Here is an 18,182-nt window from a genome sequence, read left to right on the forward strand (position 1 = left end):
TTTAGAGTTTTGATTGAATTCTTACCATACATTTTACATCCTTCTCATTTAAATACCATTCTACACATGCACCTTCAGGATCTATACGCGGATCTGCCAGTAATTGTTCAAATGTTTTTCCAATTGCCGGTACATCTTTCATAAAATCAATAATGTCTATACTAATATAGTTTCCTTTCTTCAGAACAAACTTTTCAAGATGTAATCTCTCCGCTTCACCTCCAGATAACTCTTCAACACCAGCCTTATAGATGATTTTCCGGCTCTTATCAGGACGCGAAATTCCAAACTGTTTGCGGGTACTGTAATCCGGAACCAGGGAATGCAACTTTTCAAAAGCAGGCAAAATACCAGCAGGGAATGAATCAGCAGTAACACACATTACATTGATATCATCTTTTAATATGAAGTTTTCCATGACTGATCTATTTACAAACAAAATTAAGCCCCATTCAGGCAATGGAAGGTGTGTGAATACGACAAATGTGGAGGCTGATTGCGACATAAAAAAGCCTTACAACGTTATGGTGCAAGGCTTTTATCTGATTTCATTCTTAAAGGTTTGTCTTTTATTACTGTTGTCCCCACATATATGCATAATAGGCTGCAGCATCCTGGTTATCCGGATTGAGTGCCAGTGCTTTACTGATTGCTTCTTTTGCCAGCTCCGGCCGTTCTGCCATCAGCTCACATAATCCTATTCCAAGATAGGCATAATCACTGTTGGGATCTTTGCTGAGGATTGCATTAAAAGCGGCCAATGCTTCCTGTGCCTGCTGTAGTTCAATGAAACATAAGCCCTGGTTATACAATGCCATCCAGTTGTCCGGCGACAGTTCCAATGATTTATCGAAATAACTGATTGCTTGCAGAGCTTTTTCCCTGATACTTTCTGATAGATTTTTCATTGCTGCGATCAGTGTTTCCATTTCCGGTAGTTCCTCTGCTGTGAAATATTGTTTCCATTGGGCAGGAGCAGCGTGGATCCAGCTGGGCAACATTTCTTCGGGTAATTTTTTCAGGATGTTTTCGGATAGGCTTGCGTAAGCCATACCGATGGGTGAATGCTTATAATCTAAGTTACCACGTTGCTCATTAATAGCTTTCATGGTTTCGTGGGCCAATTGCGTCCAGTATTCCGGGTGAGATCCGCGTTCTGCATAATACATCTTCAACGGTTCATACCACCAATCAACAAAAGCAACCAATTCCGGCATCTTCTCCTCATCAATATCTAATAGTGTATAATCTGCCAGTTCCTCCGGGGAAGGCATCTGACAATAGCCGTAATCGTTATTATAACGACATGCATCTGTATCTATGACTATTTCCCTGATTTCGTGCATGCTTTTGTTCTGCATCAGAGCTGGCAATTCAGCTGGTTGTTTAGTAACAACATATGATGGTATCAGGGCATAACATATACTGATCAATTGTGTATCTTCTTCTTGTAACAGGGATGCGTTCAATGCCAGCAAAATGATCTCTTCCAGCGGAATTTCTTTCGGAGGCTGAGCATCTTTACCTGTTAGCCGGCCGGTAGCGACGAAACGTTCCCACAACTCCCCTCCAGCATCAAAATAAAGCATTCCTTTATTTAGCAATTCAGGAGGGATGCTTGTCACATAATCACTCCATTCCTCTTCCGGATGGCAGAAGATGCCCACTTCAGGGTTATTCTCGCCATCCCAATCAAGACCAGGCACCCGACAGATCGTTTCATATCCGTGCAGGTTATCAAAATATTCCTTGTTTGCCTCATAATCCGGGTGCTCCTGCACCGGGAATACATAAGTAAACCGGTGATAGAGTAACTGTTCCAGTACATGAAAGTGTTGCAGGCTTGCATCCCAATTACCAACAAAAGCAGCAATAGACGCGTACATAGACCTCAGATCCAATTGCTCGCTGTCGGCGCTACCATCAAGGGCAAGTACTAATCCGTCTGCCAGTCCTTCAAACTCATGCATTCCCATATGTATTCTTTTAAATAGTCTGCAAATATAGTCTTTGCGGGTATTGTTTCCATTACAGAGAACCTGTACATGTATTTATAATAGGAATTGGGATCGGAGAAGTAATGGGGGATGGAATAAGACCTGGATCAAGTAAATAGAGAGAGGCCATATCAGAAGAATACAGCCTCTCTGTCATTTTGTTATTCAGTAACAATAAAAGTCGCTTCATTTACCTTTTCAAGTCCGCTCATTCCACTGCCATCGTAAGTAATCTGGTACTTACCGGCTGCGGCTACGTCATAGGCTTTCAGCAAGTCAATGCTTACTGTTACACTTTTTCCTGCAGGCACAGTGGTATAAGCATCTGCCGGAGGAGGCATGATTCTTTTTGCCATAATTCCTTTGTAACGAACTTCTTCTCCATTGCTGTTCTTAATATTAAAGTAGGAGTTTTTAAAGCCTTCAAAAGGAGTGTGCCATTTACAGAATTTAAGTTCTTTTCCTGAAGTGTTACTTACAGTAAATGTTAACATTAATGGGCTTCCAACTTTTACGGGTTGTTGTACAGAAATGTTGGTTACTAATTCTCCTGTTGTTGCAGGAGCTTTTTTTGTACTTGTACAGGCTACAAAACTGAATAAAGACAGGCATGCTGTCACGATGCTAAGCTGGTTTCTCATTCTAAATTATAATTATGGGCGGCAAATTAAAGGAAATTATTCAGAACAGAATGTCATTTTTAATCTTTGGGCAAGTGCAGAATCGCTTAACTGGTGAAAGACAATCATTTGTCATTTATTGAATGTTCTATTGCAATTTTACAAAATCAAAGTATTTCTTTTTTTCATTTTCGAACAGTTCTGCTCCACCAAGAGTGTATGCTCTTAAAAGATATTCCTTTGCATTCACTGTATCATTCAGTTCAAAATAGCTCTGTCCCAAGCGAAGCATAATAAAAGGGTTGGCATAACCGTTTTGCTCATTATTACTCTTCGCGGCAAAAAAATGCGCAGCTGCTTTTTGAAAATCATTCAACAGGAAATAGGCATCTCCGATAGAGCTATGCAGCCACAAGCTCTGACTAAAACTATTTTTAGGTTCTGGAATTAATCTAAATGCCTGTTCCCATGTTCTGATTGCTTTTAAGTATTCATTTTCATCAAACAATTCACTACCTTCCTCACAAATCCTGTCTATCTGTTCAAGCATATCATTCGAAACGGTATGTTTCGCACTGATCACTTCTTCATTCTTAAACCAGACTTCCAGCAGATCTTCTTTTTCGAATGCCTGCATGATCGATTCCTGATCCGTGATTTTTTTTGAAGCAATATCCAGGTATAAGGCAGGTTGATCGGCAAAAGTTGCCACCCCACCTATTTCTAATGCTTTTTGCAGATATTTTTGTGCTTCTATTGCCTGTTCAAGAAAGAGCAATGTTTCTCCCATGAGCAAATAAGGGGAAGCTTTATCAATTTTGTATCCACTCATTTCCATGTCTTTAATCCAGCGATCAAGCAACTGTCTTGCATCTTCATGTTTTAGCGCAAAATTCAGGATATAAATACAATCATGCAGTAGTGCATCCGATGAACTGGTATTAAATTTAGGTGCAGGAAGGAGTTTCCAGGCAGCATGTATACTAACTACTGCTTTATGAATATCATTAGGAAAATATCTACGGGCAATCCGCTGCTGTTCAGCAATTTTAGCTGCCAATTCGGCGGGAAGGCTTACTACTACTCTATTTTCGTCTTTTTCCATGATTTGTTTGTTATCGGCACAAACTATGAAACTAGCTCTTTTTTGCTGATTTAAAGAATAAAGAGCGATTGTACCGTCTGACGGCTGTGTGCCAAATAGGAAACCGGCGAATGAAGCTAATCGTACTTTTAATGGCGTAACCATAATGTTTGTTTTTAAATTCCGGCGGGCATAAGGTGCCAGTTCAGCCCAGTAAAGGCTGCGTAATTGGGGGTGGATCACTGGTCACACACATCCGGAACATCCTTTGAGCACCTGTTCGTGTTCTAAGAGTGTTCAAAGTATGTTCTACGTGTGTTTCAGGTGTGACGCAACTATAGACTCACTATTAACTTGCTATCCACTTACTATTAACCTGCCCTCCCATTTGTCCATAATCCCTGAAAGGTTTCGTATGAATTTATTATTTGTGGTCTTTTCCATTATAGCGGGTTTAAGGATGAATAAATTGATTGTCATCGTTATTACAATTTAAGTACTAATTCATTTCCTATTCCGAAAAACTATATGGGCATCACAAAAAAACTACATGAACACCTTAAAAAGCACCATGAACGATTTTTCCCCTGGTTTATAGTGGCAGGCCTGACAGAAAAAATCTGCAGAAACATGGATATAAAACATTCATAATCACGGTGCAAAATGTTAAAAGGCACCCCTCTAAGCCAAAATAACTAAGTCAGATTTCCCATAACAGGAAAATGTTATTATGTTCGTGAAACAAAAATGACGCTTTGGGACAGATCAATTTAAATACAATCAGGATTTAGCCTTTTATACACTTACTTGTGGGACATTATCAAAATCTATTCATTGACGATTTTGCATTCTTGTGCGTAAACGAAATATTAAATGAGTTTCTTCAAACGACTATTTTCACCAACAGATAGTAATGATTCTGACAATTCGATTTGCTTTTCAGAAGGCGACATCTTTTATACGCAATTTGAGGATAAATGCCATATTTACAAATTGCTTGTAGAAGATGCGGAGACTTATCACGTTTTGACATATGTCGAATTGGACAAATTGCCAAATATTCCAGATCTTGACAATCTACCGGTATTAATTCATCATTCCCCATTCGACAGAAAAGCATTCGAAAATGCAGTTTTGCTGGCAAACAGACCGGTTAATTCGATTGACTTAATTGGCTACCACGAATACCTGAGACAGACACAATCCCCTAATTATTATGTTCAAATAGCAAATGATTACTATCAATCTGGACTAAGATTAACTGATGAGAAGTTGTATAAAGATGCAATTGATGTTTATTCAAAAGCAATAGATTTGTTTCCACAATTTTTTGAGGCTATCGATAACCGGGCATTTTGCAAAATGGATCGGGGACTATGGAATGAGGCAATTGAGGACTTTAAACTTTCATTGCAAGTAAATCCCAACAGTTTGCTTGCTGAATTTTCTATTGGAGAATGTTATTTCAATATGAGCGACTATCAGAATGCCAAACTACAATTTGAAAAAGCACATCAAATAGATCCTAACCATCCGGCACCGCTACATTTTTTAAACAGAGTGAATGAAATAATTAAGGGATAAAACATTATTCCTTTATAATCTTCTTATTCAATTGAAGGTTGTTATGGAAAGATTTTCTGAATTTCCGAATGTACTCAGAGGGATTCATGCCAAAAAGTTCATGGAAATATTCGCGGAAATATTTAGTATCATTAAATCCTACCATATTGGCAATTTCCGTGATATTGTATTCGGAATTTATCATAATTTCTGCCGCTTTCCGAAGCCGGATAAAACGTATAAATCCTTTGATAGATTGACCAGATACGGATTTTACTTTTTTATACAGGCTCGAATGGCTCATACCTATTTCAGAGGCAAAGGTTTTGATCGAGAAGTTATCATCATCCAGATGACTTTCAACTATTCTCATACAGGTATTGAGAAATTCCCGGTACTCTTCAGAAACCTTCTGTTCATTTTTTTTCAGTGTGACTTCATTATAAAAATATTGTTGCAGCGTATTCCTTTTCTTAAGCATACCAATTACCCTGGCATACAATAAATCATTCTCAAATGGTTTGGTAATATAATCATCTGCACCACTTTGAATCCCTTTTAGACGGGTTTCCGAAGCGGTACTGGCCGTTAGCAGGATAACAGGAATATGTGAGATAACGGGATCCTCTTTGATCAATGTACAAAGTTCTATACCATTCATACCCTGCATGGTAATATCACTTATAATGATATCCGGCAGGTAATGTTTGGCCAGTCTTGCTCCTTCCGTTCCATTATCAGCTTGTATAACAGTAAATTCATTTGCAAATACCTGTGTAATATAAGTTCTCAGCGCATCATCATCATCTATCACCAGGATTGTCTGTTTTTCAGTTACCAGCAAGGCCAGGTCAATGTTTGTTTTTTCGGGAATATCTTCAACAGGCCTTTCATCAACCAGTTCATGCAACAATGTGCCCCCCTCTGCAATATCATCATATACAGGCATGTTCCCAAAGTGCTCATTCCCCTTTCGTAATGTGAGCAAAAATGTAGTGCCTTCTCCTTCCCTGCTTTCATAACTTACCGTTCCAAAGTGACTTTCCATAAAATGCTTAACAAGATAAAGACCTATCCCGAAACCACTACCAGAAGAAACATTGCCCCTTACCTGGTAAAATTTCCGGAAAAGCCCTTCTCCTACATGTGACGGAATACCAGGACCACTATCCGCAATCCTGACCTCCACACTGTTTGCCATCTCCTGTACAGCAAACAGGATCTTCCCTCCTTCTGGAGTGAACCTGAGCGCATTAGACAAAAGGTTATACAACACTATCTCCATCTTTTCGCGGTCTACATACATTTCCGGCATTGCGCCCGAACTCTCAAAATGATAGTCGATCTTTTTTATCCGCGCCTGCTCCTCAAAACAATAATATACTTCACTACAAAGAGAACTGAAATCCAGTTTAACCAGTTTAAGACTATCGCCATCAGTATCAGCTTTGCGGAACAATAACAAATGATCTACAAGTCCCAATAACCTACGGGCATTCCGATATATGATATTTAACTTTTCCGGTTCCGCTTCATTCCGCGCACTGGCTAGCATCTCTTTTACCGGATTAACGATCAGTGTAAGCGGCGTTCTGAATTCGTGTGAGACATGGGTAAAAAAGGCCATCTTCTTTTCATTCATCTCCTTTTCCTTCTCTGCACTCACATGGGCAACCCTGATCTCATATTTCAACCTGTTTTGCCGGATCTTATAAAGGAAAAACATGTACGCTGTACAAGACAATATCATTCCATAAGCAAGCAGTGCCCACCAGCTTCTATACCAGGGAGGCAATACAGTAATATACAGCACAATCTCTTCAGGATTCCAAAGCCCTCCTGCATTAGTACATTTTGCTCTGAAAATATAATTGCCTTCGCTGAGATGTGTATAAGCAGCCATTCTCATGTTACCGGCGTTGGTCCAGTTCTTATCCCAACCTTCCATAAAATAGGCGTATCTGATTTTATCGGGGGCTGAGTACTCAAGCGCAGTAAAGTTTAACAAAATAACCGCCTCATTATAAGGCACCTTTATAGATACGATGTGATCATCATCTACCTTGCTGATATATTTATTATACTGTTCCAATGATTTACCATCAACATTTACCCCTGTAAGGAACAGACGTGGCATGGCATGAACCGGAGATATACTATCGGGATGAAATAAATTGAACCCTTTTATGCCACCAAAAGCCATTTCACCGGAATGTAATGCTGTTGCTGCATTAAAGTAGAACTGATTGCTCTGCAGTCCATCTCCCTGGTAGTAGTTTTCAAATTTCTTTTCTTCAATACTGAATTTTGATAATCCCTTGTATGTGCTCATCCAAAGATTACCATGATCATCTCCCAGGATATTCAGCACTACATCGTTAGACAATCCTTCAAGTGTAGTATAAGTAGCTGTTACCGTATTTTTTGTCCTGTCAAAGAGCATCAGTCCGCCGCCTTCTGTACCTATCCATAAATTGCCTTTTTTATCTTCATAAATGGTTCTTATAGTATAACCAATATGGTAAAACTGATGCTTCTTATTAAGCTTATCTATTTTTACCAATTGCTCCAGATTTCCACCCCATAGCGTACCATTACGGTCTTCTTTCAACGTAAAAAGGTCTGAAAGATCAGTGTCAAATGCTTCAAAACGGTCTGCTTTATCATTATACCGGTACAGAGCTCCATAGACTCCCTTGGTTCGTAAAGTACCTGCCCACAATTGATGTCCACTGTCTTCATACAAAGAAAATACCACATTGTTCTCTTTGCCCGAAACAGGATTCATACAAGCATAATGCTTAAATCTCTTTGTAGCATTATTAAAGCGGTTTAGTCCATGTCTGTATGTTGCAATCCATATATTCTGTGCATGATCTGCTTTAATACCAGTAATGAAATTATCGGATAATGATTCCGGATCTGCCGGGTTATTGGAATAAAAGGAAAAAGTATTCCGCTTCCTGTCCCATACATTCACCCCATCACCATCTGTTCCTATCCACAGGCTTCCATCAGGCGCTTCGTTCAATGCGGAAATTGTATTACCGGTAAGACTATTAGTATTCCCTGGTTCATGCGTAAAGGTCTGGAACCTGTGTTTCTGAGGATCTATGATATTTACACCGCTCCTTGAGGTAGCTATCCATTTCCGGTGATCTTTATCCTCATAAATATCGCGGATACCTCCTCCACCCAGTGAAAACCGGCTATCACCCGGCGTCAGGTATTCCATCTTTTTTGTGTCAAGGTCTAATATATTCACATTGCCGGATTCGGTGCCGATCCAAAGTTTACTATTACTATCCAGAATAAGAGATTCGACTCTGTCTGTTCCTTCTGTTAGTTTAATGGTGGAATGACTTTCTGTATCATAATCATATACCGTATTTAATTCGCCCATCCATACGTGCTTTCCATCTGTTTCAAGGCAGCCTGATGATGGAGCAGACTGATCTACCAGTCGCAATTCCATAGAACCGGGATCAAATAAGCCCAGGCCATGATCCTGTACAATCACCCATACTCTGTTCTTCTTGTCTACTCTGATTGCATGTACACCATAGCTCGTTATTTTAGTGCCCGACTGTATCAAAGGAACAGAAGCAGCCGTAATCATACCATCTCTGCAAATCAACAAACCAAGACCCTCAGTGCCTATAAAAACATTGTTTTTTGTGTCCGACTTAATATCTCTTACAACAGCCCTTAGCTTTTGAGCCGGCTTGTGACCACCCGGATCCCAGCTTACGGTAGTAAATTTATCTAAAAGATGATCAAACCGGCTAACTCCCTGCCTGGTACCAATCCATAAAATGTGGCGCTGGTCTTCTGTGATAGAATAAACAATATTATGTACCAGGGAAGTACTATCGCCCGGCCTGTTTCTGAAAACTTTAAAATCATATCCATCATACCTGTTCAGGCCATCATGAGTAGCAAACCACATAAAGCCCTGATGATCCTGATAAATGTGCCGGACACTATTATTTGACAAGCCATGCTCAATCCCTAAGCAGGTTATAGGGGGGTATGGGAATGCAGGAGTCCCGGTACTTGTCAACGGGGAAGTTATTAAAAGGCATATAAAAGCCCAAACCACTTTCATGTTCACTCTTTTCATAACGCTATAAAGTGGGAAACTAATAAATTTTAAGATCAGTTGTATACAAAATACCCTGATATTTCCGGACAAAAAAATGGGCGGGATTACCCTATGTGGTAACCTCGCCCGGTCCGCTTATGCCCGATATACTATTCTGGCCTGATCCAGATAGCCTGACCTCCGGATGCTACAAGTTTTACATCCAATACTGTTGCGGCATCTATCTTTTTTTCCGTCATACCAACTTTAGTAGCAGTATTAACGGCAGGATCATCCTCATATATTTTTGCAATAAACTTTTTCCCTTCCGGAAGGAACCGAAAGTTGATCTTTATTGTCCTTGCTTTATCATTTGTAATGGTTCCCATGAACCACTCCTCTCCTTTTCTCCTGGCGGTAGTAATATATTGTCCCGGACTACCCTGTAAAACTTTGGTTTCATCCCATGTAACCGGAATATGATCCCAGAATTCCAGTTCCGGTTCATTGTGACTTCTGGCAGGTTCATCATACCAATACAATGTTTGCAAAGGGCTGTAATAGATAGCTGCTAATGCCAGCTGGTGGGCATGGGTGGTTTTGATTCGTTTATCATAATAACAAATTGTATAGTCTGCCGCGCCCGCTATATAACGGGTAAAAGGCAAAACTGTATTATTAGTAGCATCGGGCATTTCTTCATTTCCCCGGACCCCTTCAGCCGTCATTAGGTTAGGCCATGTTCTCTGTTCGCCCGTAGGGCGCCAGTCGTCATGTACATTCACCATTATCTGATTTTCGGCAGTTTTCCTGAACATGTCTTCTATCCAGGTGGTCCAGCGATGAGATCCCGTTTGTACAAATCCGAATTTGACACCTTTTACGCCCCATTGTTTATATATGGAGAACAATGAATCCGACTGTGCATACAATCCCTGCAGGTTTACATAAAGCCATACCCCAACGCCTTTTTCTTTTCCGTATTTTATAATGCCAGGTAGATCAAAATCAGGAATGGCCACTTTTGTGGCATCCGAATTGAATGTAAAAGAAGGACCATACCATTTCCAATCGAAGAGGATATATTGCAGATGATGTGTTGCAGCAAAATCTATGTTTTCTTTTGCAGCTGCTGTTGTTTGTGTCATCACCCTCATTATTTTACCTGGCTTGATCCAGTCAGGATCTTTGATCTTTGAAGGATCATTGAGGTTAAGGATAATATTGTTGTTAACTATCAGGTCGCCAGGTTTTTCAGCAATCATAATCACCCTCCATGGCGTTCCGAAAGGAGAAATCAGGTCGGCCGGAGTATACATGCTTGTAACAATAGTGTTTCGCTTCGCAGTACTGAGTTTAAATTTAGCGCGCGCATAATCGACCATCCGTGCTTCTGCAAGGCAAGCATATATATTACCTGGAAGTTGCAAAGTGAGTGGTCGCTCACTCTCATCCGGCCAGTTATTGATTGGCAATAATCTGTATGGAGCCTGGGCCCAGGATGCATGCCATGCAAGGGTACCTTCAGGCAAACAAAATTCTGTATTTTCATTTGTTATCCTGTAATAAGTCCCCCGTTCATTTTCCGGGAATACATAACGAATGGCAGCGCCTTCATTATATACCCGTATTTCTACCAGCATTGAATAAATCGGATTATCATCCTTTACCATTTCAACGGTAGCTGAATTATAGTGATCACGGATAATGTTCCGCTCTCCATATAATGGTTGCCAGGAAGTATCTTTGGAAGCAGTTGTAATATGCTTTATCAACAGGTTCTCGCACCACTTCTCATGCCTGTCAACCTTTAAAGCCATTGCCTGCTCGGAAAGATGATTATCCAGTTGAACATCAAGAGCAGATTCGTGAATGACTGTACTGTTCTTAAACGACAGCTGGTAATACATTTGCTTTTTTCCGGGCGACATTTGTTTCTGATAAAACTGAAGGGTAATACGCTTGTCAGGAGATTGAAGTGTTACCCTTGTATCCTTTAATATATCCTGTGCAATAGCCGTTGTTCCCACAGTTAACAACAATAGTATGTAGCATAAGTGTTTAATCATTTTCCAGGCTGCTTTTTTAGTTTCTTCGGAAATAAGGAAGGAGTTAACACTCCTTCCCTTCACGTTTGTTCCTATTCTATAAAATAATTTTACATGCAGAAACTATTGTTTAATTACTTTTTCTGTTGTGACAGTATCACCGTTTTTAATTTTCACATAATACACTCCCTGCATCCAACCTCTGGTTTCAACTGTATTGATTACATTCGTTAACCGCTGTGTATGCACTATTGCACCATTATTATTAAACACATACACGATTGCATTGTCTGCTACTTTACTGATTTGTACGATCAATACATCTGCTACCGGATTAGGATACATCTTTATAACTGCTTTTAACACATCTGCCTGCCAACCACTTTTCACAGCAGTACGTGTGGCAGCACCATTAGCAACAGGTTCCGCACCATATATCAACTGTCCTTTATAGTAAACGGTAACATGAGAATTCTCTCCAAATGAAGACAACGGCAGATAAGAGTAATCATTTGTTTGTACAAAATTTGACCAGTTAACTTTGGCAATCCGGTATTGAATATTCCCTGTATTGCTTAACGGATACAGTATACCAGCAGCAGGTTTCACCTTTAATTCAAAATAAGTATCAGCACCATCGGCCGTTGGATTTAACCGTTCAAACCGGCCAGTAATATTATAGTTACTTAGCTTCGCATAGTCTATCCAATAGTTTAAAGCAGTGGTATCTTCTGCTGTAAACCAATAGCGAACCGACACATCTTCATAAGCCACCGGCATATTCCCCTCATTATTTATTTTCAGGTAAGTGCTAATGGTATTCTGTGCGCTGCTTATGGACTGGGTATAGGCTTTCAAACTCATTACCTGTGCAGCATTTACCGGTTCTTCGCCCCAAATAAGCTGACCATTGCGATACAAGGTAATGTGACTATTGGCTGTATAAGTTTGATTAACTGCATAAGAATAATCATCTGTTTCAGCCAGGATTGACCAATCTTTATTGGCTATCCTTGATTGAATAATCCCGGAATTACTACCAGCGGAAATAGTGCCAGCTGTAGTATCAAAGCTGTATTCAACATACCCGAAAGCACCTGTGCGCGGAGCATCCAATGCTACATAATTCATCTTTATATGGTTACCAAGCGCGGCATAATCAATCCAGGTATTTATACCCGCGAAATTCTCAGCCGTAAACCAGTAACGCGCAGTGAGTTCTTTATAAGTAACAGGTACGGTATCCTCGTTCACAATTTTAAGATACGGCCGGAGAATGTTGTTAGCAGTCTGCCCAATATCTCCATCACTGTGCATTACTTTCAGATAAAGCGGAAGTACGTTCAATGTTTGCGGATAAGTAGCCGGTTTATGAGTAACATCCCCCGCTTGCGTAGCTGTAATAATAGTACTACCCGCTTTTAGCAAATGAACCACACCATTTGTTACCGTAGCCACCTGTTCATTACTGTTGATAAATGTTACAGGAAGGCCGGAAGAAGCAGTTGCCACCACATTAAAATCAGTGTCACCTGTTTTTCTGCTATTGATAGGAGCAAAAGTTATTACCTGGTCTACCTTCAACGCTTCTGCAATTTCAGCGGCATTTAATGCCCTGCTGTAGATCTTAAATTCATCTATCGCGCCCTTAAACATTGGATCAGCTGAATACTGTGATTTCCCGATATAGTTCTGGTTAGTACTTCCCAGCGTAGCAGGTTTAATATTAACATTTGTATTTGATGCAACCAGCACCCCGTTGATATAAAGGCTGCAGGTATTACCTGACTGAGTAACAGCAAAATGCGTCCAGGTATTCAATGGCAAAGTGTAGTTGTAAGTAACTGCCTGCTCTGCTCCTCCATTTTTAATAGCATAACGTATGATTGATTTACCAGAGGCAGTCCCTCCCTGCACAGTCAGGAACAGGTATTTACTGGTACCAGTGCCAAAATCAAAGATCCGTATCCAGTTAGAAAGCGCATCCATGCTCACCCAGGCACTGATAGTAAAATCATTTAAAGTACTTACCAGATCCGTAGGTAGAGATGCATAAGCAGTAGCGGTGCCATTCAGTTTTAGCGCCTGACCGGCGTAGCCGGTACTGCGTGTAGCTGTGGTAGCTAAGGTAGCATGATTAGCACCCCATGCATCAACTCCACGAGTACCACTTAGTTCATCGTACTTCCAGTAACCGTATTGCCCGATATTGGGTATGGCTACCACAGTATCACTGTTAGGGTTTTCTGTAACGGAATCTGCGGAAGCAACCACATAATAGTATGCGTTTCCGTTAGTAACTGTTGTATCTGTATACTTAGTGGTATTAACGTTTGCAATAACAGTGTAAACACCATCCGGAGTAAGCGAACGTTTTACATGATAACTAAGATTCTGGATAACTTCCCATTCAATAATATTCTTTCTATCACCAGCTGCAACAATAAGACCAGCAACAATGTTACTCAGCACCTTCAGTTTGAGTGTAGCCGTTCCGGTGCCAATTGCATTTGTAGCACTTAATGTAACAGGGAAAGTACCTGATACTGTAGCTATACCGGAAATCACACCTGTACTTGTATCTATACTCAAGCCAGCAGGCAGCCCTGTTGCATGGAAACTAACAGGTGATTTGATAGCCGTAATAGTATAACTAAACGACTTGCCAATTAATACAGTGGCGGTGTCTGCGCTGGTAATCATTGAAGGCGTTGTACGGTCGTCCAGTAACAGGATATCATTGCCGGTTCCGCCTTTGTAAGTAATCCTGAAATTGAAGCTACCAATGCTAACGGGAGCCAGTTCCGGTAAGCCGTTAAAGGTGCCCGTTACAGCTGCGCTTCCTGTATTATCAATAATAGTAAACGAAGTGCCTAAGGGCAATGAATCTGCACCAATAACGGTAAACGATAAACGGGGATTGTTAAGATTTAAACCATTCGCACTTACTTTGTCGCCTTTACCCTGGCTCGTATTCAGCTCAACATTATATGCCGCATCTGGCTGCATGGTCAGCAAACCTGTTGTGGTAAATGTACCTATACCCTGGCTGCCCGGAGCCAGCATTGCACCCGTTCCTGATCCTGTACCAATATTCAGCGCGGCGTTACAGGTACCTATGCCCCCGATAGTACCTCCTTTAACAGTAGTGACACTAGTGATCTGCCCTACACTATCCAATAATAAGGTACCCGCAGTAACAGTTGTTGTACCACTATAATTATTGTTACCAGTGAAACGGAATATGCCTGTACCCTCTTTTACAATAGTAAGTGCTCCTGTAATTACACCGCTGAAAGTTGTATTTGTATTCAATGCCCCAATACTGATAACAGGAGTTCCGTTATCTCTGCGTAACTGCCCGCTACCTGACATGGAACCAAAATGAATCGTATCTGTAAAAGTAAAACCTTGTCCGTCTGTAAATCCATTGTTGAATACCCAGTTTGCTTTAGCACTGCCAGAGGCTGCTGTATTAAAACGGATACGGTGATTGGAGCTTCTGTTTATGGAGATAAACGTACCTGTGAACTGACTATTATCTCCGTTTAATTGCAAACCATTCGTACTATTACCATCATGTTCAATAGTGCCGCCGCCCAACAATCTTCCTGCAAAGGTTAAGCCACCTGGTTGACTATAGAGATAACTCTTTACACTATCTTTTACGACAACGTCGTTATAAATGACCGCACTGCCAACGTTCATCAACGCACCACCATTCATCACCAGTGCACCTGTACCAACTGGTCCTGATATTGGCGCACCAATAGCACCTGTGCCTATACCGCCAATGGTTAATGTATAACTGGGTGCCCAGCCTCCCGCACCACCACCATTAATGGTAGTACCGCCGGTCCATGTATTTGCCCCTGTGAGGATAGCGGATGCCGGTCCGCTTTTAGTAATGCTGCCGCTACCATTGATGATACCACCCAGTGTAATATCACCAGCATTCGCGTTGATAGCCGAAACCCTGTTTAGTGTTACCGGAAGGTTAATGACCTGTGCATTTACAGAATTGTTTGTAATATCATTGCCAAGAGTAATTGTATTCCCTCTTATTGTAAAGGCGTCGGCCCCGGCATTAAACTGCATTCGCGGAATTTCCAGCCCGGCAATATTATTATTCAGTGTATCGGTGGTAGAACTGTTGAAAGTAACTATCGCGGGACTAACAGGAGCTATTCCACTCACCCAATTCGTGTCCTCATTCCAGTTACCCGTTGCCGCCGTGGAGCTCCAGCTACCGGAAGAAGATCCTGGTATTGCCAATGCTTCAATAGAATTAGCACTTTCAAGTACTCCCCCCTCAGCAGAAATTACATAGTAGTAATATGTTCCATTGCTCAATCCCAGGTCGGTGTATAACGTATCGGTTACTCCCGAAGCAATGGTAGTATAAGGACCGCCACTAGCGGTACCCCGTTTAATATTATAAGTAACTGCTCCAATAGCAGCAGGCCAGCTCAGACTCACCTGTCCATTCAGATTGATGACAGCAGGTATTGAAGGTACCGACGGAGGTAACAGCAGCGAAACTTCATTGGAAACAATACTTTCCAGAGCCCCTGCCAGGGCTGTAACGATATAGTAGTTAGGACCGGGAAAAGCGCTAGCATCAACATACGACGTTCCGGTAACACCAGACATAATAGTCGTATAAGGTCCTCCGGCAGTCATAGAACGCTTCACCGTATAGCTGGTAGCGTTAGCAGATCCTGTCCAGGAAAGCTGAATACTGGTATTGCTTTCTTTAATAGCAGATAACGATCCAGGAGCAGCCGGTGCAACATTACTTAATACTGTCAGCATCAATATGGCAGCCCCTGTACCACTTCCATTCGTAGCATTCAATGTTACAGGAAATGTACCAGTAACAGTAGGCGTTCCCGTAATTACTCCGTTAGCGGAATCAATGGTCAGTCCTGCAGGCAACCCAGTCGCGCTAAAGCTGGTGGGCGTTGCCGAAGCAGTGACCGTATAATGAAAAGCCGAACCAATAGTCGAAGTATCGGCAGTAGCGCTAGTGATCACAGGAGATCCCGCGGGAGAAGGATTGGTAATAGCCACTCCGGTAAAAACGGAAGTGTTCAGTACCGAAGTGTTGTGAGAAGTAACGCATAAACCAACATACAGCGAGTTAGCCATGGCAATCTCCACAGAACTGATACAGGTCCAGCTGATTCCATCAAAAGAGTGAAAGGCCGTTATCCTGCTACCTGATTTTTCCAGCTTCAACCAATAAGGCACTGCAGGCAAATAATGATCCTGGTATCCCCCTGGCGGATTATTCCATGAGGTAGCCGTTTTATTCCAGGCAGTAGCACCACGCCAGGTGACCACAGCGCCTCCATTTGCACGTAAAAACAGCCCTACATACCTGGAATCATTGGTTAATGATTCCCTGAACATAATACCCGCTTTTGCCCCGGCATCCGTATTTTCAAGCGCCGTTACACGGGTAATAATCACTGCATCTCCGGTAACTTTCTGAAAGGCGAAGTTAAATGCATCTTTAGCCGTAAGCGGCGGAACTGGGATATCAGCCCCCGCCCCTTTGACTGTCCAGCTATCGTTGTTATAGCTGGCACTTCCAGCAAGCCCTGTATTTCCAATGTCCGTATTAGTTAGATTGGTAACACTTTGTGCTGCAGGGTGAATGATAGGCGGCAAGGCTGTAGCAGAAGAGGGGTCAGCACTTTTCCGGTAAAGAAAAGTGCTGGTATTTTCACCCACCACATTCCGCATTTGAACGGTATAGGGAACCGGAATACTTTTCCGGATAGCATATGCACCTTCAATAATATTATAAGTCCTGATCAGGCGCTTGGCAGTACCATTCGAACCCCATCCATTATACGATGAATAGGGGCCACCAAATGGGATAAATTTCAGGCCAGTAGTGTCAGTATGAAATTTTGCATATAACTCACTAATTGCCAATAAGCGATTATCCAGTTCACTAAACACATCAATGCCTTGTTTCCAAGCTACTTCGGCACTCCATGCAAGAGCCTCCGCCTCGCCAGCCCAATGCCCCTCATCACGCCCGGCATCTCCCACCTCTCCATTGCTAAGGCTGTTCGCTAGTCCGCCCCCGGCATCTCCGCGGTATGATGCAATTGCCTGTCGCCATTTGGTAGTGTCGTCCAGAAATGCAGCAATGCCCACAGCTGCTTTCAGCTCAAGAGCACCCTGATTAAGTCCCCTTACCGGATTGGGTACATCCAGTTTTGGCCAGAGCACATTAGCGAAATAATTGTTCACATTGGCTGTATTTTCAGCCGTCCATCCCGGATAAGTTGATTTGAGTATATCCGCTCCTGTTATAAAAATATCAGCATAATCTCCCAGGTCAAGAAAGATCTCGTCGCCTGTCCACTGGGTATTGGTTAGTGCCCAGGCATTCAATATGCCAGTTGCTTTTTTAGCATAGGCAGTATCGCCGGTAAAGATCCACATAAGGGCAAGATTGTGGACAGCCGTCATATCATTCATCCATGGTCCGCGGTTTATATCCACTGCACGTCCTACAGTAGCGAAAGGCCCTTGCATCGCGTAGCTAAGTTGCGACTTTGAATCGCTTGCCAATGAATTATAAGCGGATAACCAGGGCTCTGTTTTGATATTTGTTTTTAACAAATTCAGATCACTTGTGGTGAAAGGTATACCTGGATGTACAAATTGCTGAGCTATTATTCTCTGGGATATACCCATAGCAAATAGCAATAACAGCATTTTCATTAAAGCAGTTATTCTTTTCATAAAGGGAATTATTTGCTG

General features: G+C 41.7%; 8 protein-coding genes. 1 reads left to right on the forward strand and 7 read right to left on the reverse strand.

Annotated features, from left to right (window positions below; genetic code table 11):
• Position 1 precedes the first annotated feature (1 nt).
• The 4 genes from BM176_RS09155 to BM176_RS09170 all read right to left on the reverse strand — a co-directional run bounded on the left by BM176_RS09155 (position 2) and on the right by BM176_RS09170 (position 3,866).
• Positions 2–418 (reverse strand): transcriptional regulator, encoded by a 417-nt coding sequence (locus BM176_RS09155; protein WP_090102071.1) that lies wholly within the window; start codon positions 416–418, stop codon positions 2–4.
• A gap of 154 nt (positions 419–572) precedes the next feature.
• Entirely contained in the window at positions 573–1,976 is a 1,404-nt protein-coding gene (locus BM176_RS09160) for a tetratricopeptide repeat protein (RefSeq protein WP_090102072.1), read from the reverse strand.
• A gap of 182 nt (positions 1,977–2,158) precedes the next feature.
• The gene (locus tag BM176_RS09165) at positions 2,159–2,638 is read right to left on the reverse strand and encodes a hypothetical protein (RefSeq protein WP_090102073.1); all 480 of its coding nucleotides are present in this window, start codon (positions 2,636–2,638) and stop codon (positions 2,159–2,161) included.
• Positions 2,639–2,765: 127 nt separating this feature from the next.
• Complete coding sequence (locus BM176_RS09170; protein WP_090102074.1) at positions 2,766–3,866, reverse strand: tetratricopeptide repeat protein; 1,101 nt, start codon at positions 3,864–3,866, stop codon at positions 2,766–2,768.
• Positions 3,867–4,574: 708 nt separating this feature from the next.
• Here BM176_RS09170 and BM176_RS09175 point away from each other — a divergent pair.
• Complete coding sequence (locus BM176_RS09175) at positions 4,575–5,285, forward strand: tetratricopeptide repeat protein (RefSeq protein WP_090102075.1); 711 nt, start codon at positions 4,575–4,577, stop codon at positions 5,283–5,285.
• A gap of 4 nt (positions 5,286–5,289) precedes the next feature.
• On the opposite strand, the gene BM176_RS09180 is transcribed toward BM176_RS09175, so the two are convergent.
• From BM176_RS09180 to BM176_RS09190, 3 genes are all read right to left on the reverse strand, one after another.
• Positions 5,290–9,387, reverse strand: coding sequence for a hybrid sensor histidine kinase/response regulator transcription factor (locus tag BM176_RS09180; protein WP_090102076.1), 4,098 nt, complete (start codon positions 9,385–9,387; stop codon positions 5,290–5,292).
• 131 nt (positions 9,388–9,518) lie between these two features.
• The gene (locus tag BM176_RS09185; protein WP_090103329.1) at positions 9,519–11,417 is read right to left on the reverse strand and encodes a glycoside hydrolase family 97 protein; all 1,899 of its coding nucleotides are present in this window, start codon (positions 11,415–11,417) and stop codon (positions 9,519–9,521) included.
• A 102-nt stretch (positions 11,418–11,519) separates the two neighbouring features.
• Entirely contained in the window at positions 11,520–18,164 is a 6,645-nt protein-coding gene (locus tag BM176_RS09190) for a cellulose binding domain-containing protein (RefSeq protein WP_177230352.1), read from the reverse strand.
• Positions 18,165–18,182: the final 18 nt, after the last annotated feature.

The organism is Chitinophaga sp. CF118, from assembly GCF_900112615.1.
GTDB lineage: Bacteria > Bacteroidota > Bacteroidia > Chitinophagales > Chitinophagaceae > Chitinophaga.

Excerpts from the sequence above, each read along its gene's own strand:
- BM176_RS09155 (WP_090102071.1), bottom strand. The coding sequence starts at position 418 with ATGGAAAACTTCATATTAAAAGATGATATCAATGTAATGTGTGTTACT.
- BM176_RS09165 (WP_090102073.1), bottom strand. The coding sequence starts at position 2,638 with ATGAGAAACCAGCTTAGCATCGTGACAGCATGCCTGTCTTTATTCAGT.
- BM176_RS09175 (WP_090102075.1), top strand. The coding sequence starts at position 4,575 with ATGAGTTTCTTCAAACGACTATTTTCACCAACAGATAGTAATGATTCT.
- BM176_RS09185 (WP_090103329.1), bottom strand. The coding sequence starts at position 11,417 with ATGATTAAACACTTATGCTACATACTATTGTTGTTAACTGTGGGAACA.
- BM176_RS09180 (WP_090102076.1), bottom strand. The coding sequence starts at position 9,387 with ATGAAAAGAGTGAACATGAAAGTGGTTTGGGCTTTTATATGCCTTTTA.
- BM176_RS09190 (WP_177230352.1), bottom strand. The coding sequence starts at position 18,164 with ATGAAAAGAATAACTGCTTTAATGAAAATGCTGTTATTGCTATTTGCT.
- BM176_RS09160 (WP_090102072.1), bottom strand. The coding sequence starts at position 1,976 with ATGGGAATGCATGAGTTTGAAGGACTGGCAGACGGATTAGTACTTGCC.
- BM176_RS09170 (WP_090102074.1), bottom strand. The coding sequence starts at position 3,866 with ATGGTTACGCCATTAAAAGTACGATTAGCTTCATTCGCCGGTTTCCTA.